The sequence below is a fragment of the Nocardia brasiliensis IFM 10847 genome (assembly GCF_000710915.1).
GTDB lineage: Bacteria > Actinomycetota > Actinomycetes > Mycobacteriales > Mycobacteriaceae > Nocardia > Nocardia brasiliensis_A.
Window position 1 is genome coordinate 51,398 of record NZ_BAUA01000010.1, and the last position, 19,571, is coordinate 70,968.

The window sequence follows — 19,571 nt, forward strand, 5'->3', positions numbered from 1 at the left end:
GTGATCAAGCCCGCGCCGGGCTCGTGGTGCTGCCGTAGGGGAGCAGTGTACGCACGCCGCGCGCCAGCGTCTCCGGGTCGACATCGCCGATGATCAAGTGCTGCAACATGAATCCGGGGAGAATCCCCATGATGGCTACGGCCACCGCGTGCAGGTCGGCATCGTCGGGCAGCCAGCCCGCGTCGCGCATCAACTCGGTGTACTCGTACATGCGGTCACGGATGCCCATGATCGCCTCCCTGACGTACACCGCGGCCTCGGGGTGCACGAGGGCCAGCGCCCACGCCTGCGGGGCCAGACGTAGTGGTCCGTCGGGGCCGCTCTGCGCGATCATGTTCTCGGCGATCGCGCCGACCAGACGGTCCGGCGTCGGCAGGGGATCGGCGTGGATCAGCTCGCCCATCACCGCGCGCAGGCCGACCGAGGTCTGCCCGGCCAGCGCCGCGATGAGCTCGTCCTTGCTCTTGAAATAGCGGTAGACGGCACCGGCCGAGAGCCCCGATTCCGTGAAGACGTCCTGCATGGAGGTCTCGTGGAAACCTTTGCGCGCGAAACATAGCCGCGCCGCGTCCAGGATCTGCTGCCTGCGGCGTTCCAGGTGTTCTTCGCTGACCTTGGGCATGGGTCCAAAGTAAAACGAATATCCGTTCTTGACAAGCCCGGGGGCGCGTGCGACGCTCGATCCATCGAAAAAGAACGGTCATTCGATTTACGGGAGAACGTCATGAACATCAACCAGCGAGCGCTCGCCATCGGTGTCGGCGCCGCTCTGCTCCAAGCGCTGATGCTGGTCGCCTTCGCCTGGCCTGCGGCCAACATCGCACCGCGTGACGTGCCGATCGCCGTCACCGGCCCCCAGGCCGACCTTGTGATCGGCAAGCTCACCGCGCACAGTCCGGACGCGTTCGAGATCTCCCGGCCCGACGACGCGGCCGCGGCCCGTGCCGCGATCGAGAACCGCGACGTGTACGGCGCGATCGTCACCGGCGACGGCCCGCCCCGGGTGCTGGTCGCCTCCGCCGCGAGTCCCGCTGTGGCGCAACAGCTCACGCAGATCGGCCAGCAGATGTCCGCCGGTACGGCGGCGCCGGTGGAGGATGTGGTGGCCGCCGACGCCGACGATCCGCGCGGCGCCGCGTTCGGCGCGATGGTGCTGCCGCTGGTGATGTCCGGCCTCGCGGCGGGTGTCCTGCTCAGCCTGCTGATCCCCGCCTTCGGCGCAAAAGCGTTGGGACTGGGCACCTTCGGTGTGGTCGGCGGCCTGCTCAGCATGGAGATCGTGCACGGGTGGATGTCGGTGATCCCCGGTTCCTACCTGGTGCTGTCCGCGGTCGCCGGGCTCGCCTCGTTCGCGGTGGCGGGCGCTGTCGTCGGGCTCGCCGCCGTCATCGGCCGGGCGGGCATCGGGATCGCCGCCCTCACCCTGCTGCTCATCGGCAACCCGTTCTCCGCGGCCACCTCGGCCCCCGAACTCCTACCGCAGCCGTGGGGCGCGATCGGCCAGCTCCTCCCGCCCGGTGCCGCCGCCTCCCTGTTCCGCTCGGTCGCCTACTTCGACGGCGCCGCCGCCACGGGACCCCTTGCGGTCCTGCTGATCTGGGCCGCCGCCGGTCTGGCACTGCTCGCCCTGGCCGCCCTTCGCCCGCGCTCCGCGGCTGAACCGGCAGGCCCGGCGCCCGTTCCTGCCGCCGTGGGCTGAAGTCCGAAACGGGATATGAGGGCGCAAGGATGCGCCCTCATATCCCGTTTGCAGGTGCTAGTAGGATTTGCATTCGCCGTTCGAATCGGCGTTGCACGCCCACTTGTCCTGATACTTCTCCGGCTGCGACTGCTTCGCCTCCGCGATCTTCTCCGGCGTCAAGCCGACCCAACTCCGGAAGTTTTCGGCATAGTCCTTGGCGAACTCGTCGGCGTCCGCCCTGTCGTCGGCGTCCATCTCCGCATACTTTCGCCCAGCGTCCTCCTCGGCCGCAGCTTTGGCCAGTTCGGCAATGATCCGCTCGACGTCCTCCGGCGACTCACGCAGGCTGAGGTCCACATTGTTCTGCAGTTTCCGGGTGAAGAAATCGGCCATGCCGTCCTCGGTCGCGCAGCACGATTTGACTACGCCTTTGTTGTCCACGACAACCCTTTTCATCGCCTTGGCGAAGTAGTCCTGGTCCTCGCACACCTTCTGCCGGGTTCGCGGGTTGAACACCGAATTATCGTTGTCGTAGACCCCGAAGTAGACCTGGTGGTCTAGTCGGCCACCGTCGACCATGTGCACCGCGGTCGAGAACAGTTTGATGTTGCCGCTGGTCGTGTAGGGTGCCTCGTCCTGGATCTTCGTGTACTCCGCGTACCACGCCCGGCTGCGCTCGGCCTTGCCGTCGTCCTGACAGGCGAAGGCGAGAATGAACTTCGCGATCTCGAGTTCTTGTTCGTCGGTGAAGGCATGGGCTGATCCCACTCCGCCGCCGATGATCAATGCCGCCGAAACTCCGATCGTGCAGACGGATTGCCAGAACCTGAGCAACGACATCGATGTCCTCCTCGGTGGTCCGCGGGACATCGAGCCGTCGACCGTAGCCGTACTCGAGGCCTCGCCGTGTCATCTGGGAATGGAACGGGTTATCAGCTCATCGATCCAGCTACTCGGATCCGTGTCAGTCTAGGAAAGTTCTCGGTGGAAACAGCGCAGCGACAGGCGCGATTCAGTCGACGGTAAAAGGTAAAGTCGGTGCGGTGGCCGCGCCTTCGGCCTTCTGGTTGTTGTAGGTGAGGACGTAGTTGCCGGTCGCGGGGGCGGGGACGACGAAGACGACGTAGTTCTTCGGGTTGTCGATGGTCTTGCCCGCGTCGAGTAGTTCGTTGATCTGCCCACGGTCGTCGGCGACGACGGTTTTGCCGTCCGGGGTCTGCAAGGAGAAATACTCGGTGAAGATATTCGTGCCGCCCGCGGCGATCCCCGGGCCGCCGCTGATTTTGACGCGCAGCGCGAGTTCGTTCTTGCCGTGCTCGTTCTTGGCGTAACTGGGGGCGAGCTTGCCTCCGGTCACCTCGATCGTGGTCTGGTCCTGCACCAGCGTTCCGGTGACGGGCAGCGTCTTCGGTTGCACGCTCTCGACCTTGCCCGCGGCACTGAGCGGAATCTTGGTCTGGTTGTCCGAGGCCTGGCCGTAGACCACGGTCATCGTGTCGAGCAGATGCTCGGCGTCCTCAGCGGACTTGACCGGCGTGGTCACCGAGCCCTTGGCCGATCCGTTGCCGGGCACCGTCGGGTTGTCCCAGCTCGCCCCGCCGTCGACCTCGGTGCCGACCAGCAGCGAGGTGTTGTTGCTCATCGTCTTGTTGTCCAGCGTGGTGTTCTTGTAGGTGATGTCGATCAGCACCTTCGCGCCGCCGAACTCGTCCGGCACGACCGTGGCCTTGTCGACGGTGATGTCGAAGCCCTCGAACCAGCCGGTCTTGCCGACGGTGCGCACCGTCGCCTGGGCCGCGCTACCCGGCGAACCGGTCGCGGCCACGCTGGTGGGCGGCGTGCCGGAAGCCGGTGTGGCCGTCCCGTTTTTGTCGTTGCACGCCGTCAGCGCGAGCGCGGCGGCGCTGAGCAACGCGGCCGCCGCTGCGGTGGTACGCAGCCGCGCGGGAACTACGGATGAGATCGGGGTCGAGCGCACGCTGCCTCCAGAAGATGGGCGAAACCCAGAGCGCGATGCCCGGGTCGGCCGGGCGTTGCTGGGTTCGCGTTGAAATCTGCCGGTGCAAGCGCGGTGTTAACCAGAGACCGGTCCGCTCAACGGACCGCGGGCCCGATCAGTGCGTGGCCGAGCCGTCGCCGTTGCCCGCCGACTTGCAGGAGCGGCAGGTGCCGAAGACCTCCATGGTGTGGCTGACTTCGGTGAAGCCGTGTTCGCTCGCGATCGCGTCGGCCCACGATTCCACGGTCGGGCCCTTCACCTCGACGGTGCGCCCGCAGTGCCGGCAGACCAGATGATGGTGGTGGCCGGTGGAACACTGCCGGTAGACGGATTCGCCGGTGTCGGTACGCAATACGTCGACCATGCCCGCGTCGGCCAGCGATTGCAGGGTGCGGTACACCGTCGTCAGGCCGATGCCCTCGCCGCGTTTGCGCAACTCGTCGTGCAATTCCTGGGCGGAACGGAACTCCTCGATATCACCCAGCAGCGCCGCGATCGCGCTGCGCTGCCGGGTACTGCGGATGCCGACCGGCTTCTGCGGTACGACCGTGTTGTCTGGCACGAATCACCCTTCCTCGGCGTGCGCGACGGCGTCGACGACAATATGCGCGAGGTGGTCGTCGACGAGTTCGTAGAGCACCTCGCGACCGGACCGCTCGCCGTGGACGACGCCCGCGGACTTGAGGATGCGCAGATGCTGGCTCACCAGCGGCTGGGTGACACCGAGCGCATCGACCAGTTCGTGCACACAGCGCGGCGACTCGCGCAGTTGCAGCACAATGGCGATGCGGACGGGTGCGGCGAGGGCGCGCAGCAGTTCGCCCGCGTCCTCCAGGACGTTGCGCGCCGGTACCGGTGCCGGCGCGGGCGAGCGGTACGGGTTGTGCGGATGCGCCGCGGCAGTCTCGGTGGTCATGTCACCAACTCCTTATTGGAAAGCGATCCCATTTTGATATGCACAGTTGCGCATGTCAAACGGGCGCGCCGAACGGTGCTGGTGCCGCGGCGATGCCCGTGCGGTGGAAACTCTGTTGGGCAGGGCCGATAGGCTGTGGGCGAGGTCTGATCGGACCCGACTGAATCCGACTCGTAGTGGATGGAGAATTCTCGAGTGGCACCCAAGTCGAAGGTGGACACCGTTGCCAACCTCGCCAAGCGCCGGGGTCTGGTGTACCCGAGCGGTGAGATCTACGGAGGCACCAAATCGGCATGGGACTACGGTCCCCTGGGTGTCGAGCTCAAGGAGAACATCAAACGGCAATGGTGGCGTTCGATGGTCACCAGCCGCGAGGACATCGTCGGTCTCGACTCGTCGGTGATCCTGCCGCGCCAGGTGTGGGTGGCTTCCGGCCACGTCGGCGTGTTCAACGACCCGCTGGTCGAATGCCTCAACTGCCACCACCGCTTCCGGCAGGACCACCTGCAGGAGGCCTACGCGCTCAAGAACAAGATCGACGACCCGGACACGGTGTCGATGGAGTTGCTCGCGTGCCCGAACTGCGGCACCGTCGGCAAGTGGACCGAGCCGCGCGACTTCAACATGATGTTGAAGACCTACCTCGGCCCGATCGAGTCCGAGGAAGGCCTGCACTACCTGCGCCCGGAAACCGCGCAGGGCATCTTCGTCAACTTCGCGAACGTGATGACCACCGCGCGCAAGAAGCCGCCGTTCGGCATCGCGCAGATCGGCAAGAGCTTCCGCAACGAGATCACCCCCGGCAACTTCATCTTCCGCACCCGCGAGTTCGAGCAGATGGAGATGGAGTTCTTCGTCAAGCCCGGCGAAGACGCCGAATGGCACAAGTACTGGATCGAGACCCGTTTCTCCTGGTACACCGATCTGGGCATCAACCCGGACAACCTGCGGCTCTACGAGCACCCGAAGGAAAAGCTGTCGCATTACTCGGCAGGCACCACCGATATCGAGTACCGCTTCGGCTTCCAGGGCAACGAGTGGGGTGAGCTGGAAGGCATCGCCAACCGCACCGACTACGACCTGAAGACGCACTCCGAGCACTCGGGCACCGAGCTCAGTTTCTTCGACCAGACCACCAACGAGCGCTACATCCCGTACGTGATCGAGCCCGCGGCCGGCCTGACTCGCTCGCTGATGGCCTTCCTGGTCGACGCCTACGCCGAGGACGAGGCGCCGAATGCCAAGGGCGGCGTGGACACCCGCACCGTGCTGCGGCTGGACCGCAGGCTGTCTCCGGTCAAGGCTGCCGTGCTGCCGCTGTCGCGCAACGCGGACCTGACGCCGAAGGCGAAAGACCTTGCGGCACAGCTGCGGCGGAATTGGAACGTGGAGTTCGACGACGCGGGCGCGATCGGCCGGCGCTACCGCCGTCAGGACGAAATCGGCACCCCGTTCTGCATCACCGTCGATTTCGACACGCTCGAGGATCAGGCGGTGACCATCCGGGAACGGGATTCGATGACCCAGGAGCGGATCGCGCTGGACAAGGTCGAGGGCTACCTGGCCCAGCATCTGCTGGGCTCCTGAGCCTTTCGCGACACGACGAACGACCCGTGCCGATCAGCCGGCGCGGGTCGTTCGTCGTTCAGTGACTCGGCGGCAACGGCGGGGTCGGCGGAGTCGGCGGCAGCGGCGGCCGCTCCGATTCGGACCCGTTGCCGCGCACCGTGATTCCGATCGCCGTCGGGATGAGCAGGGCGCAACCCCACGGCACCGCCACCCAGAACGGCCAGAAGTACCCCAAACCGGTGGCCGCCCAGATCAACAGGCAGAGCATGTTCACGAATACCCACGGGGTCCACATTATGACCACCCACTGCGGCACCCGGTTCGACACGGCCGCGCGCGTATTGCGTTGCGTCGGCAGGTCGGCCAGCACCGGCGTCAGCTCGCCGTAGGTCTTCGCGGCGTACACCTGCTGCACCCGGTCGTCGAATTCGTGCAGGCTCAACCTGCCCTCGTTCATCGCCAGACGCAGTTGTTCGACGATCTTCTCGCGGTCCGCGTCAGAGGCCCGCACGTGCTCCACTCCCACGACAGTCAGCGTAAGACGTGGCGCGCCGACTGTGCACCACTTGGTCTGGTGTGGTCAGCGGGGGACGTCCCAGAACGCGAGCTCGTGCCGCATACCCTCCAGGAACAGGGCCTCGGCCCGGGTCGGGTCCGCACCCGCCTCGTCGATCATCTGGGCGATGCGGCGGGTGAGATCGGCGAAGCCGGGGTCGGCGTAGGTGTCGACCCAGCGGCGGTAGCGCGGTTCGGCGGGCGGGTTCTCGGCGAGCCGCGCGCCCAGGTTCGAATAGCCCCACATGCACGGGTAGAGGGCGGCCAAACCCTCGGCGTAGTCGGCCGCGGACTCCAGCAGGAATGACGTATATGCCGTGCAGGCAACGCCTTTGGTGGCGCCGTCGAGGTCGGCGCCGAACTCCGCGGCCAGCGAGCGGTGCAGCGCCAGTTCGTCGTGGTAGGTGGCGTGCGCCAGATCCACCAGGTCGGCGAGGTGGGCCGACGGCGCCTGCCAGGCCAGGCGGCTGAACACCCGGACGTAGTCGAGCAGGAAGAGGTAGTCCTGCTCGAGCCAGGATCGGAAGATCGGCTCGGGCAGATCGCCCTTGGCGATCCCGGCCACGGTGGGATGCGTGAGCTGATGCTCGACCAGCGGGCGGCCGAGTTCTTCCAGATGCGCGGCAAGACTCATGCCGACCAGTCTTGCGTACTCCGCGGTTTGCACCCGCGCGGGTGTTGCCGCACGCTTGCGAGGTGTTGCGGGATGAGGATGCGGTGGTGCGGGTGCTGGCGCCGTCGGAACAGCGATTCGTACGGCACGGCACGTACACGGGGCGCTCGGTGTCGGTGGCGGGAGCGGTGGACAGCGCGGCGGTGCAAGGGGCGTTCGCCGCGCTGCAGGCCAGGTATCCGGTGATCACCTGCCGGATCGGCGAAGACGAAGAGGGGACCGGATACCTACTGCGACCGGGAGATTCGCCGGTCGGGGCGACGGTGTCCGACGGGGACGTCGAGACGATCGGGTTGCCCGTGACGCCGCTCGACCCCGGAACTCAGCTCGCTTACCTCGATGTGGTGGTGTCCGGCGAAGACCGTTGGCGGCTCACGCTGTTCGCGCATCACAGCGTCGCGGACGCCGGGCACTGTGTCGAACTGCTCGCCCGATTCTGGGACTACTACACCGGCCTCGTCGAAGGAACACCGGTGGCCGGTGCGCCGCATGACTATCCGCGGCCGTTGGAATGGCATGTGGCGCAACGGGGGATCGTGGCGGGGGCGGTGTCCGGTTTCGAGGCCGTCACGCGGCCGCTGCCGCTGCCCGCCGCCATCGAGGCCGCGGGTCCTGCGGACGCCTGCGGCGCCGGAGCGGTGACCATCCGGCCGTCCGGATCCGCGGGCGCGGTGCCCAGCTCCCTTGCCCGCCCCTTGCGGACCCGCCTCGACGCGGCGGTCACGGCGCGGATCGTGGCACTCGGGCGGCATCGCGGGGTGAGCGTGAACGGGTTGGTCACCGCGGCGCTGTTGCGCGCGTTCGCGTCCGGAATCACCGATGCCGCAACCGGTCCGGTGCCGCTCGGCTGTCTGTATCCGGTGGATATGCGTGCCAGGCTGGTGCCGAAGGTAGCGCCCGGGGACGGCACCAACATGGCGGGGCTCGCGTCGTTCGCCGCCGAGATCGACCTGTCGGCGAGCGTCCTCGACCTGGGCGGGCGGATCGCGCAGCAGTTGCGGGCCGACCTGGCCGCGGGCATCGTGCAACAGTCGGTGCTGCATTTCCCGGATTTCTTCGGGGACAAGCGGATCCACTCCCTGGCCGGTCACGTCGCGGTGACGAACACCGGCGCGGTCCCGCCGTTCCGGACCCCGGCCGGCCTGGAACTCACCGATTACGAGATCGTCTACCTCTCGGCCCATCCGCGCCCGTCCACCGGAGCCTCGGCCGCCGTGACCTTCCTCGTCTACACCTTCCACGGCACACTGACGATCGGCCTGCTGGGCGGCGGCCCTGAGGCGAATCGACTGCTCGATGCGGTGCGTCAGGAACTGCTCGCGCTGTCCAGCGAGACGATCGTCAGCGAGGACCGGTAGCCGACACGGTTCGGCCGCAGCCCCGAACGGCGCGGCACCTGCGCGGCCGTCCAGGTCGGCGCGGCTGCGTGGGCGCGGCTGCGTTGGGCAACGGCTGCGCGGGCAACAACGGCACCGGCAACGACGGCGCGGCGCACGTTTCGTTGCGCCGCGCACGAAATCGTCGGCGAAACAGTGCGCGGGACGCGAATCTATGCGCGGCACGGCCGTCCAGGTCGGCGCGGCTACGCGGGTAACGACGGCGCGGGTAACGACGGCGCGGGTGACGACTGCCCGGGCAACGACTGCGTGGGCGGGGCTAGGCAGGCAACGACGGTGCGGCGCACGTTTCGTTACGCCGCGCACGAAATCGTCGGCGAATCAGTGCGCGGGACGCGAATCTATGCGCGGCGCGGCCGTCCAGGTCGGCGCGGCTACGCGGGCGACGACTGCCCGGGTAAAGACTGGGTGGGCGGGGCTAGGCAGGCAACGACGGTGCGGCGCACGTTTCGTTGCGCTGCGCACGAAATTGTCGGCGAATCAGTGCGCGGGACGCCAATCTCTGCGCGGCGCGGGCGACCCGATCGTGTGCACAGCGCGCCGCCGCTGGTCGGCGTTGCTGTCGGCATCCTGTCCGGCCGGTCGGCGACCGGCCCGGGTGGCGGTCCTGTGCCCGGGCAGCGGTCCCGCACTCGGGACGGCGGGATGAAACGAGGGGGCCAATGGGACCGGTCGGGCAGAATGCTGGGTGACAGCGGACGATCGGGTTGGAAGCGGGTGCCAGCGATGCTGACGAACGGAGACGGAAGGCTGGGCGCGGCCGCGGTCGGGATAGCGGCGCTCGGCGTCGGCGAGGCGATCGCCGCGACCAGAGGCGGTTCGCTGATCGACACCCTCGGGCGGGCCATGATCGACGTCACGCCGGTGCCGGTGGTGGAAGCCACCGTCGCAATGTCGGGCCGGCACGACAAGGCGGCCACCCGGCTGGGCGTCGGCGCGGGCGCGGTGGCGGCGACCGTCGGACTCGGTGCGCTGCCGCAGCGATTGCGCACCCCCGCCGCGGTCGCGTTCGGGGCCGGTGCCGCGGCGCTGGCGACCCGGCTGTCCACCCGCTCCACGTCCACTGTCGCGGGCGCGGTCGCCGCGGCCGGGGTGCTGGCCACCGGACTGCCCCGGCGGCCGCGTGGACTGCTGCGCACGCTCGCCTGGGCGGCGGCGGGCGGCGGGATGTTCGCGGCCGCGCACACCCTGCATCACGATCTGGATCGCAAGCAGGACAACGATATTCGTCGGGTCGGGCCGATGGGAGCGCTCGGCGTCGTACCCGAGGACGGCCTGGAGGGCGAGCCCGGCCTCTCGCCCTTGGTCACCGCGGCCCGGCGGATGTACGTCGCCGACGTGAACCTGCGTCCGCCCCGGATCGATCCGATCCACTGGCGACTGTCGGTCACCGGCAAGGTCGCCCACCCGTTGCGCCTGTCGTTGGCCGAATTGGCCGAGGACGCGGTGGAATTCGACGCCGTCATGGTGTGCGTGCACAACCGTCCCGGCGAGGGACGGGCGGCGAACGGGCGCTGGTTCGGCGTTCCGCTGGCCGATCTGCTGAAGCACGCGATCCCGGAGACCGGCGCGACCAGGCTGGTCACCAAAGCCGTTGACGGCTACACGATCTCGCTGCCGGTCGAGCCGCTGCGTTCCGGCGAATGGCCGGGCTACGTGGTGATCGGCATGAACGGTGAACCGCTCACGCCCGCCCACGGTTTCCCCGCCCGCGTTTTCGTACCGGGTCTGTACGGCCAGTACACCGGCGCGAAATGGCTGGGGGAGCTGGAGCTCGCCGACGACAGCCACGTCGACTACTGGTGGAAGCGGGGCTGGCCCGCCGGGCCGCTGTGGGTGTCTCCGCAGGCCCGCATCGACGTCACCGCGCCGGGCCGGACGGCCGCCGGCACCACCACCGTCGCGGGTGTCGCCTGGGCGCCACCGCACGGCGTATCAGGTGTGGAAGTTCGTATCGGTCAAGGTGATTGGTTCCCCGCCGAGCTCGGTACCGAACTCGCCCCGGCCGCGTGGCGGCGCTGGCGCACCACCGTAGACCTCCCGCCGGGCGAACACGTCGTGCAGGCCCGCGCCATCAGCCGTGCCGGTGACGTCCAGGAAGGCAAGCATCGCGCGCCCTTCCCGACGGGCCCGTCGGGCTTCCACACGGTCACCGTCCAGGCCTGACCAAGATCAGGGGGAACTGGTGGCGGGCGGCTCTCGGGCGATGCCGCCACCAGTTCCCCCTGAGCGCGGTCACTTGGCGACGATGGGCTCCTGGAGTTCGGTCACCCAGCCGCTCTGGTCCTCGGTGTAGACGAGGGTGACCTCGCGGCTGGGACCGGTGGTGCGATAACCGTTTTCGTCGATCCAGCGACCGAGCGCCTGCCACGGTTCCAGCACCTCGTTCATGCTGCCCTTGTGCACCACCGTGGCCGCCTTCGCGACGGCCGGCAGGTCGACGATCTCGAAATCGTAGGCCGCGCTGGGTTCGACATCGACCGGCATGGCGGCGTGCGCGAGCACCGAACCGTCTTCGCGCTGTTCGTAATACGCGATGCCGCACCCGACGGTCGGTACGCCCGCAACCTCCAGCCTGCGGCAGATGTCCTCGAACAGCGGCCCGATCACCGGGCCGATCGAGCCGGGCTCGAAATCGCCTGCGGTATCGGACAGTACGGCCACCCGAACGGCGGGCAGGGGTTTGACGATCACATCATGGACGGGCATGGCGCCTTCCTTCTCGATGATGCGGAGCCTCGATTCGACCTGGGCGAGCCGGGCGTTGTCGCTCGCGATGCGCTGCTCCAGCTCGCCGCGGCGCAGCGTGAGCATGCCGCGCAGTTCCGCGGCCGTGACCTTGTCGTCCAGGATGCGGCCGACCTGGTCCAGCGTGAAGCCGAGCTCCTTGAGTGCGACAACGCGATTCAGCCGGGCCAGCTGCCCGCCCGAGTAGTAGCGGTAGCCGCTGGACGCATCGACCCGATCCGGGCGCAACAGTCCGATGGCATCGTAGTGGCGCAGCATGCGCACCGACACCCGTCCGTGTCTGGCGAAGTCTCCGATGGTGAACATAACGACTCCCGGTCTATGGCCTCACACGGTGTCAGGGTCAAGCGGCGCCCGGCATTCGATCAGAAGCGGCCGCCGCGGCTGATGCGCCGCGACCCGGACGAGCCGCCGTAGGAGCCAGCGCCCCAGCCGCCCGATCCGGAACGGCGGCCGCCGCTCGCGGCGCCGCGCAGCAGTCCGTCGATCAGGATGCCGCCGAGTACCGCGCCCGCCTGCGCGGTGCCCGACGGTGGTCGACTCGCCTCCCAGGCCCGCACGCTGGCCTGCGCAGCCTGCAGCGCGCGTCCGCCGAGTTCGGCGGCGGCCTGGGCGTTGGACAGCGCCTGTACCGGATCGGTGGGACTCAGCTGCTGCGCCGCCGCGAGATTGCGCTGCGCCTCGGACAACCGGGTGCGCGCCTCGGCGTCGATTCCGCCGCGCCGGGTGGTGATGTAGTCGGCCGCCGCGCGCACCCGGGTGCCCGCGTCGGTGAGTGCGCGGTCGAGCCGCCGGCGCAGATCCTCGGCGGCGAGTTTGCGGTCGGTGGCCGCGGCGATGGCACGATCCAGGTCGGTGTCGGCGGCCACGGCATCATGGAAGGCGTCCAACGGGTCGGCCTCCGCAGCCGCCGCGGCCTTGGTCAGCGCCGTTTGCGCCGCAGCGGTCGCGGCGGCCAGTTCCGGGCCGCCGTACTCGGAAAGCTCGGTGGCGGAGGCGATATCGCGGCGCAGCTCGTCCAGCACGGCGGGCAGTCCGTCGCGGGCCTGCTGGATATCGGTCGCGGCGTTCTCGACGGCGTCGAGCAGTGTGCGGGCCTGCCCGACCGCGGCTTCGGCCGCGCGGATCGCGGCCACCGCGCCGCCCTGCTTGCCCACGGGCTGGGTGAGGGCACTGCGGCCCGCGTCGATGTTCTGCTCCGCGAACGTGATTCGTTCCCCCGCCATGGTCACGTTGTCGTGGATCGGGGCCAGCACGCTCGCCGGATGTGCGGCGGTGAGCCGGGACATCTCCGCTTCGGCAGCGGGGACCCGGCTCTTCAGCTCGACCAGATCCCTGGTGAGACCGGCCAATCGGTCGGCGGCGTTGATCAGCAGGTTGCGCATCGCGTCGAATTCGGCCACCTGGGCGTCGAGTTCACGGTCGGCGCGGCCCACCGTGCCGATCAGGTCGACCAGCAGCGTGCGCTGCTCGTCCGGGGTCTCCGGAATATCGTCGTCCAGTCGTTGGCGGATCGAGAAGGCCTTGGCGGCAGCGGTTTTCGCGTGGTCGAGCGCGGTGGTGAAGGGGAGGGTGGCGGTCGCGCCGAACTCGCCGGTGGCCAGCTCCAGCTCCTCACCGCTGGTCCGGATCGCGTTGTCGATCTCGACGAGCGCCTCGCGCGAGCGCGTGTCCAACGCCTCGACCGGCAAGGCCGCCAGTGCCGTGGTGTTGTCCGGATCGATCTGCCGGGCCGCCGCGAGTTCGGCGCGTGCTCGTGTGCGAGTTCGTTTGCGGGAGTACAGCACCAGCCCCACGATGACGAGCACCACTACGCCGCCCAGAAGTAACAGCACCCGAATGTCGGTGCCGCCGCGCATCGCCGAGTTCAGGCCGTCCGCGGTGGCGATGCCGGCGTCCGCCCAACGGCCGTCGCGCAGCGCGGGCTCCACCTCCCGGCTGAGCAGGCTGTCCAGCTCGGCATCGCTGACACCGCTCGGCGCGTTGCCCGCCAGCCGGTAGGCGCGATCCCGGGTCGCGATCGCGAGCAACAGATCGCGCGTGCCGAGATCCGATTTCGCCGCGGTCTGATCGGCCCACTGCTGCGACCCGAGACCGTCGAAATCGCGCACATAGACCACCCACAACCGCACCTGGTGGTCTGCGTACAGCTGGTTCACCGCCGAGCGCACCTGATCGAGCTGACCCTGGTCGAGGACTTTCGCCGGATCGACCACGTAGGTGTCCAGGCGGGCCGGCGGTTCCGCGTGCGCCAACGGCGCACCGGTCAGGGTGACGGCGAGACAGGCCGCCACCGCGGCGGTCCAGCGGACGACACGACTCGGTAGCGACATGCGACGAATCTAGCGCGCGGCAGGTCGGGGCGGTGGGTGCCGCCGCGAGTGGTCGCGGCCGGCGCCGGATGGCTAGCATCGGAAACGTGATCACCATCGATCGCCCGTACACCGGCCATGTTTCGGCGGATTCGAATCCGCAGCAGCGCGATGTCGCGGGCGCGCGCATAGTCAAGATGTCCGTCGGCGGCATGGACAACAACTGCTACCTGGTGCAATGCACGGGTACCGGCGCCACGCTGCTCATCGACGCCGCGAACGAGCCGGCGCGCATCGAAGCCCTCGTCGATCATGTGGCGCCCGGTCAGATCGCTTTGATCGTCACCACCCATCAGCATCCGGACCACTGGTTCGCACTGAAGGAGACGGCCGCCGCGACGGGCGCGCCGACCGCGGCCCACCCGCTCGACGCCGATCCGTTGCCGGTGCGTCCCGATCGGCTGCTCGCCGACGGCGAGCACCTCGGTGTCGGCAACCTCTCGTTCGAGGTCATCCATCTCAGCGGCCACACGCCCGGCTCGGTCGCCCTCGCCTGCACCGACGGCGACGGTCTGGTGCACCTGTTCACCGGCGACTCGCTGTTCCCCGGCGGCGTCGGCCGCACCACCGACCCGGCCGCCTTCGACTCGCTCTACCAGGACGTGACGACCAAGATCTTCGCCCGCTACCCCGACGACACCGTCGTCTATCCTGGCCACGGCGACGACACCACGCTCGGCGCCGAGCGTCCCCATCTCGGTGAATGGCGCGAACGCGGCTGGTAGCGCGGGCCGGTAGCCTCACCCCCGTCGCGCTGGGCCGAACAACCCGCGCGCGAGACACCTACTGGCAGACTTGGGGAGTGGATTTGCCATCGATGCGCGCTCGAGCCGGTGCGGCGCCCGACCCTGCCCAGGCCACGGCGCCCGCGCGCGGCTTCGCCGCCGGGTTGCTGCGCTGGACGCGCCGGTTGGTCGTCGGCTCGGTGCTGATGGGTTTGGTGCTGGTCGGCGGGACCGCCTTCCGGGTCTGGCAGGTCGCGCGGATCGACGACTACACCCCCGCCGACGCGATCGTGGTGCTCGGCGCCGCGCAGTACTCCGGAACGCCGTCCTCGGTGTTCGAGGCGCGACTCGACCAGGCCTACAAGCTGTTCCGGCTCGGCGTGGCGCCGCGGGTGATCACCGTCGGCGGCAAACAGGAGGGTGACCTCTATACCGAGGCGGCGTCCGGCAAGAACTATCTGCAATCGCGCGGCATCCCGAGCGACCGGATCCTCGCGGTGGAAACCGGCTCGGACACGCTGCGCAGCGTCGAGGCGGTCGCCACCGCCATGCAGGCCCGCGATATGTCGGCCGCCGTGCTGGTCAGCGATCCGTGGCATTCGCTGCGCACCCGCACCATGGCCCGCGACGAGGGGCTCGACGCGTGGACCGCGCCGACCCGGACCGGTCCCGCCGTCTACACCCGCGAGTCGCAGGCCCACGGAATCGCCAGGGAGACAGGCGCTCTGCTCTGGTATCAGCTCACCCATTTCGCGGCGGACTTCCGATATACGGCCGGACAGTGAGCGAGAACCGAAGGCGCGGCAGGGCTTTGGGCCCGAAAGCGCCGTGCGTGAGCGAGGTGGAGTAGTGCAGAACTACAGTGAGCCGGACTACGAACGCTTGGTCGTCGAGCGGCCGAAGACCGCGGGCCTCGGTGCGCCGGGCAGCGAATTCGAGGTCGGGCACCGCACCGAATTCGCCCGCGACCGGGCCCGGGTGCTGCATTCGGCGGCGCTGCGCCGGCTCGCCGACAAGACGCAGGTGATGGGTCCCCGCGACGGAGACACCCCGCGCACCCGGCTCACCCATTCGCTCGAGGTGGCCCAGATCGGCCGCAGCATCGGCGAAGGCCTCGGCTGCGATCCCGATCTGGTGGACCTCGCCGGCTTGGCGCACGACATCGGTCACCCGCCGTACGGGCACAACGGCGAGAAGGCGCTCGACCATTTCGCCGACGCGCACGGCGGTTTCGAAGGCAACGCGCAGAACCTGCGGATCCTCACCCGCCTCGAACCCAAGGTGCTCGACCCCGCCGGAGTCAGCGCGGGCCTGAATCTCACCCGCGCCTCGCTCGACGCGGCACTCAAGTATCCCTGGGGCAGAACCGGTCCCGGCACCAAGTTCGGCGCCTACGACATCGACGCCGAACGGCTCGCCTGGATTCGCAAGGGCGCGCCCGAACGTCGCCGCAGCCTGGAATGCCAGATCATGGACTGGGCCGACGATGTCGCGTACTCGGTGCACGACGTCGAGGACGGCGTCATCGCGGGACGTATCGATCTGCGGGCGCTGGCCGACCCGTGGGAGCAGGAGGCGCTGGCCAGCCTGGGCAGGCACAAGCACTACCCGCTGTCCGCGGAAGAACTCGTCGCCGCGGCGCAACGCCTCTCCGAGCTGCCGGTCGTCGCCGCGGTTTCCGCCTACGACGGCACCCTGGCCAGTTCGGTCGCGCTCAAACGACTCACCAGCGAACTCGTCGGCCGGTTCGCCACCGCCGCGATCACCGCGACGCGCGAGATCGCGGGCACCGGACCGCTGTTGCGGTACGGCGCGGATCTCGAGGTGCCGCTCATCGCGGCTGCCGAAGTCGCGGTGCTCAAGACCGTCGCGCTGCACTACGTCATGTCCGATCGGGATCACAAACTGCGCCAGGCCGGGCAGCGCGACCAGATCCAGGCGGTCGCCACCCGGCTGCTCGCGACCGCGCCGAACGGACTCGACCCACTGCTGCTGCCCTGGTGGCACGCCGCGGCCGACGACACCGCGCGGGTGCGCGTCATCGTCGATCAGATCGCGTCCTACACCGAGAGCAGGCTCGAACGGGTGGCCGCGCTGCTCGGCGTCTGAGCGTGTGAACAGCCACAGGTGAAGAACGCGGGCCGCGCCGGGTACGCTCACTGCCGTGGCCGGACGACTTCCAGATCGCGATATCGCGGCGATACGTGACCGTGTCCGGATCGAAGACATCGTGGGCGAGTACGTCGCGTTGAAACGCGCCGGCGCGGACTCCATGAAGGGGTTGTGTCCCTTCCACGACGAGAAGTCGCCGTCGTTCCACGTCCGGCCGAACCACGGCCTGTTCCACTGCTTCGGCTGCGGCGAGGGCGGCGACGTCTTCGCGTTCCTGCAGAAGATGGAACACGTCGGCTTCGTCGAGGCGGTCGAGCAGCTGGCCGATCGGATCGGCTACCAGATCAACTACGAGGGCGGCGGCACCTCGGTGCAGCGCGACCGCGGCACCCGCTCCCGGCTGGTCGCGGCCAACGCCGCCGCGCACGAGTACTACATGGCGCAGCTGCGCGAGCCGGAGGCCGAGACGGCGCGCAAGTTCCTCACCGATCGCAATTTCGATGCCGCCGCCGCGCAGCAGTTCGGCTGCGGTTACGCCCCCGCGGGCTGGGACACGCTCACAAAGCATCTGCTACGCAAGGGTTTCGAGTTCAAGGAGCTGGAGGCGGCCGGGCTGTCCCGGCAGGGCCAGCGCGGCCCGATCGACCGATTCCACCGCAGGCTGCTCTGGCCGATCCGCAACCTCGGCGGCGACGTCATCGGATTCGGCGCGCGCAAGCTGTTCGACGACGACACCATGCCGGGCAAATACATCAACACCCCGGAAACCATCCTGTACAAGAAGTCTCAGGTGCTGTTCGGCCTCGACCTGGCCAAGCGCGATATCGCCAAGGGACACCAGGCCGTGGTCGTCGAGGGCTACACCGATGTGATGGCCATGCACCTGGCCGGGGTGAAAACCGCCGTCGCGTCCTGCGGCACCGCCTTCGGTGACGAGCATCTCGCACTGCTGCGCAGGCTGCTGCTCGACGACAACTTCTGGCGCGGCGAGATCATCTACACCTTCGACGGTGACGCGGCGGGCCAGGCTGCGGCGCTGAAAGCCTTTGCGGGCGACCAGAAGCTGGCCGGCCAGACCTACATCGCGGTCGCGCCCGACGGCCAGGACCCGTGCGAGCTGCGCCAGCACTCCGGCGACGGTGCGGTGCGCGACCTGGTGGCCCGCCGAACCCCGTTGTACGAGTTCGTCGTTCGCGGCCTGCTCGCCGACCACAATCTGGACACCGCCGAGGGGCAGGTCGAGGCGCTGCGCCGGGCCATTCCGGTGGTCGCCCAGATCAAGGACAACGCACTGCGCAAGGCCTACGCGACGAAGCTGGCCGGCTGGGTCGGCTGGGACGATATCCAGACCGTGGTGCGCCGGGTCGGCGACGAAGCCAAACGGAATCGCATGGGCGGCGCCCGCCCCGCCAATGGCGCCCGGCAGCCTGCCCCGCAGCCCGAGGTGGTCGCCGAACATCCTGCGGCTCGGCCGAAGCCGAACGATCCGACCCTGCTGCCGCAACGTCAGGTACTGGCGGCAGCGCTGCAATACCCCGCCATGGCCGGAGCGTCGTTCGACGCGCTGGAAGCCGACGCGTTCACCCACCCCGCCTACGCGGCGATCCGCCAGTTGATCACCGAGGCGGGCGGCACCGCGGCCGGACTCGGCGGCGCGGAATGGCTCAACGCGGTCGCGGACCGCACCGACGACCTCACCATGCGCGCTCTGCTCTCCGAACTGGCCAGCGAGCCGTTACCGGTGAAGAACGCGGCCGGGATCCCGCGCTTCGTCGCCGGCGTGCTGGCACGCACCCAGGAGGCGTGGGTCGGCCGGCAGATCGCCGAGCTGAAGTCGAAGCTGCAGCGGGTGTCGTCCACCGAGCAGCCCGACGCGTACATGGCCCTGTTCGGTGACCTCGTGGCCTTGGAGCAGTACCGCAAGAGCCTGCTCACCCAGGCGATGGGCAACCACGACGATTTCGCCACCGGCGCCTAGCGCACCGGTGGCGCGCGGTCAGCGGCGCAGCTGATCCTGCGGGACGAGCACCGTGGTGCGTTCGTCCAGCGGCTCCATCGGTTCCAGCTTCGGGCGGGTGCTCAGCTTGTCCGACAGGCGCTGCCTGCCCACCAGCACGAGCTTGCGGGTCACCGGGCTCTCGGTCAGCGCCCGGGTCGCCGCGCTGATCTGCTCGTAGCGAGCTCGCCCGGCCTTGCTGCCGAGTACATACCCGGCTGCCACGCCGATGATCAACCGCAGCATCTCGATGTGCTCCTCCCAGTTGCCTGTTCGCCGCTCTATCCTGCCCGACGCCCGACAGACCTGTCGATCCGGATAGGCGCACTTGGGTGGCGCCTGGCTGATATCCATCGCCGGACCGGAGCGTGGCAAGACCGCCGACGCCCCGTTCTTCCACCGGTGCGCCACCGAATGGGAAAGACCCACACCATGTTTCGTGGTGGAGCCGTATAGGCGTTGGGCCGTCCACGGCACAGCGACCGGCGACTGGATTCGGGCACACGGCGGATCCGCGATCGGTCATCGTCGGGCGATGACCCGGTTCGAGGCGAACCAGTGTCAGGCGGCGAGCTCTTCTCGCTTGGCCCGATGCTCGTCGCACAGGTAGTAACGGCTGCTGCGGCGGATGTGCGCCGGGTCCAGTCGTTGCGCGAAGGTGAGGTTCTCTCGGCGCCAGCAATCGCCGCAGGCGAATTCGCTCATGTCGGCCTCCTCGTTCCGTTGCTCAGCGGGTCGCTGAGGAGTTCCCGCTCAGTGCCGCGCTCAGCCCTGTAGTTCCCATAGTCTCCCCTGATGGTGGCCATACTGTTACCGCTTGTTACCGGT

At 68.8% G+C, this 19,571-nt stretch carries 19 protein-coding genes; 8 read left to right on the forward strand and 11 right to left on the reverse strand.

All coding sequences use genetic code 11. From position 1 onward, the window contains the following. Nucleotides 1–4: 4 nt before the first annotated feature. On the reverse strand, nucleotides 5–622 hold the full coding sequence (locus NBRGI_RS02685) for a TetR/AcrR family transcriptional regulator (protein ID WP_029892648.1): 618 nt from the start codon (nucleotides 620–622) through the stop codon (nucleotides 5–7). A gap of 102 nt (nucleotides 623–724) precedes the next feature. On the opposite strand from NBRGI_RS02685, the gene NBRGI_RS02690 reads away from it, so the two are divergent. After that, nucleotides 725–1,699 carry a hypothetical protein gene (locus NBRGI_RS02690; RefSeq protein ID WP_029892649.1) on the forward strand — a complete coding sequence of 325 codons (975 nt, stop codon included), beginning with the start codon at nucleotides 725–727 and terminating at the stop codon, nucleotides 1,697–1,699. A gap of 57 nt (nucleotides 1,700–1,756) precedes the next feature. On the opposite strand, the gene NBRGI_RS02695 is transcribed toward NBRGI_RS02690, so the two are convergent. The 4 genes from NBRGI_RS02695 to NBRGI_RS02710 all read right to left on the reverse strand — a co-directional run bounded on the left by NBRGI_RS02695 (nucleotide 1,757) and on the right by NBRGI_RS02710 (nucleotide 4,596). Beyond that, the gene (locus NBRGI_RS02695) at nucleotides 1,757–2,521 is read right to left on the reverse strand and encodes a hypothetical protein (RefSeq protein ID WP_029892650.1); all 765 of its coding nucleotides are present in this window, start codon (nucleotides 2,519–2,521) and stop codon (nucleotides 1,757–1,759) included. A gap of 172 nt (nucleotides 2,522–2,693) precedes the next feature. After that, nucleotides 2,694–3,659 carry a hypothetical protein gene (locus tag NBRGI_RS48600; protein ID WP_029892651.1) on the reverse strand — a complete coding sequence of 322 codons (966 nt, stop codon included), beginning with the start codon at nucleotides 3,657–3,659 and terminating at the stop codon, nucleotides 2,694–2,696. Nucleotides 3,660–3,795: 136 nt separating this feature from the next. Then, a complete protein-coding gene (locus NBRGI_RS02705) occupies nucleotides 3,796–4,242 on the reverse strand; it encodes a Fur family transcriptional regulator (protein WP_029892652.1) in 447 nt (148 codons plus the stop codon). A gap of 3 nt (nucleotides 4,243–4,245) precedes the next feature. Beyond that, a complete protein-coding gene (locus NBRGI_RS02710; RefSeq protein WP_029892653.1) occupies nucleotides 4,246–4,596 on the reverse strand; it encodes an ArsR/SmtB family transcription factor in 351 nt (116 codons plus the stop codon). A 195-nt stretch (nucleotides 4,597–4,791) separates the two neighbouring features. On the opposite strand from NBRGI_RS02710, the gene NBRGI_RS02715 reads away from it, so the two are divergent. After that, a complete protein-coding gene (locus NBRGI_RS02715; protein WP_029892654.1) occupies nucleotides 4,792–6,183 on the forward strand; it encodes a glycine--tRNA ligase in 1,392 nt (463 codons plus the stop codon). Nucleotides 6,184–6,241: 58 nt separating this feature from the next. Here NBRGI_RS02715 and NBRGI_RS43330 read toward each other — a convergent pair whose 3' ends face one another. Both NBRGI_RS43330 and NBRGI_RS02725 read right to left on the reverse strand, forming a co-directional pair. Then, a complete protein-coding gene (locus NBRGI_RS43330; protein WP_235210832.1) occupies nucleotides 6,242–6,691 on the reverse strand; it encodes a DUF1707 SHOCT-like domain-containing protein in 450 nt (149 codons plus the stop codon). A gap of 54 nt (nucleotides 6,692–6,745) precedes the next feature. Beyond that, the gene (locus tag NBRGI_RS02725) at nucleotides 6,746–7,354 is read right to left on the reverse strand and encodes a TenA family protein (RefSeq protein ID WP_029892655.1); all 609 of its coding nucleotides are present in this window, start codon (nucleotides 7,352–7,354) and stop codon (nucleotides 6,746–6,748) included. A gap of 62 nt (nucleotides 7,355–7,416) precedes the next feature. Between NBRGI_RS02725 and NBRGI_RS02730 the strand changes: the two genes are divergently transcribed. Both NBRGI_RS02730 and NBRGI_RS44895 read left to right on the forward strand, forming a co-directional pair. Continuing rightward, complete coding sequence (locus NBRGI_RS02730) at nucleotides 7,417–8,751, forward strand: phthiocerol/phthiodiolone dimycocerosyl transferase family protein (protein WP_235210833.1); 1,335 nt, start codon at nucleotides 7,417–7,419, stop codon at nucleotides 8,749–8,751. A gap of 765 nt (nucleotides 8,752–9,516) precedes the next feature. After that, nucleotides 9,517–10,956: a molybdopterin-dependent oxidoreductase gene (locus tag NBRGI_RS44895; protein WP_051727451.1), complete on the forward strand. Its 1,440-nt coding sequence runs from the start codon at nucleotides 9,517–9,519 to the stop codon at nucleotides 10,954–10,956. 69 nt (nucleotides 10,957–11,025) lie between these two features. On the opposite strand, the gene NBRGI_RS02740 is transcribed toward NBRGI_RS44895, so the two are convergent. Together NBRGI_RS02740 and NBRGI_RS02745 are read right to left on the reverse strand one after the other, a co-directional pair. Continuing rightward, a complete protein-coding gene (locus NBRGI_RS02740) occupies nucleotides 11,026–11,844 on the reverse strand; it encodes a MerR family transcriptional regulator (RefSeq protein ID WP_029892658.1) in 819 nt (272 codons plus the stop codon). Between the two features lie 59 nt (nucleotides 11,845–11,903). Then, on the reverse strand, nucleotides 11,904–13,871 hold the full coding sequence (locus NBRGI_RS02745) for a TPM domain-containing protein (protein ID WP_029892659.1): 1,968 nt from the start codon (nucleotides 13,869–13,871) through the stop codon (nucleotides 11,904–11,906). Between the two features lie 68 nt (nucleotides 13,872–13,939). Here NBRGI_RS02745 and NBRGI_RS02750 point away from each other — a divergent pair, with 68 nt between their 5' ends. The 4 genes from NBRGI_RS02750 (at nucleotide 13,940) to dnaG (ending at nucleotide 18,725) form a co-directional block, all read left to right on the forward strand. Further along, complete coding sequence (locus tag NBRGI_RS02750) at nucleotides 13,940–14,635, forward strand: MBL fold metallo-hydrolase (protein WP_029892660.1); 696 nt, start codon at nucleotides 13,940–13,942, stop codon at nucleotides 14,633–14,635. Nucleotides 14,636–14,727: 92 nt separating this feature from the next. Next, on the forward strand, nucleotides 14,728–15,420 hold the full coding sequence (locus NBRGI_RS02755) for a YdcF family protein (protein WP_029892661.1): 693 nt from the start codon (nucleotides 14,728–14,730) through the stop codon (nucleotides 15,418–15,420). Nucleotides 15,421–15,484: 64 nt separating this feature from the next. Then, on the forward strand, nucleotides 15,485–16,744 hold the full coding sequence (locus NBRGI_RS02760; protein WP_029892662.1) for a deoxyguanosinetriphosphate triphosphohydrolase: 1,260 nt from the start codon (nucleotides 15,485–15,487) through the stop codon (nucleotides 16,742–16,744). A 55-nt stretch (nucleotides 16,745–16,799) separates the two neighbouring features. Then, entirely contained in the window at nucleotides 16,800–18,725 is a 1,926-nt protein-coding gene (dnaG, locus tag NBRGI_RS02765; RefSeq protein WP_029892663.1) for a DNA primase, read from the forward strand. 18 nt (nucleotides 18,726–18,743) lie between these two features. Here the strand turns inward: dnaG and NBRGI_RS02770 are convergent, their stop codons facing one another. Continuing rightward, nucleotides 18,744–18,989 carry a hypothetical protein gene (locus NBRGI_RS02770; protein ID WP_014982787.1) on the reverse strand — a complete coding sequence of 82 codons (246 nt, stop codon included), beginning with the start codon at nucleotides 18,987–18,989 and terminating at the stop codon, nucleotides 18,744–18,746. Nucleotides 18,990–19,304: 315 nt separating this feature from the next. Next, nucleotides 19,305–19,448: a hypothetical protein gene (locus NBRGI_RS47950; RefSeq protein ID WP_156055026.1), complete on the reverse strand. Its 144-nt coding sequence runs from the start codon at nucleotides 19,446–19,448 to the stop codon at nucleotides 19,305–19,307. Nucleotides 19,449–19,571: the final 123 nt, after the last annotated feature.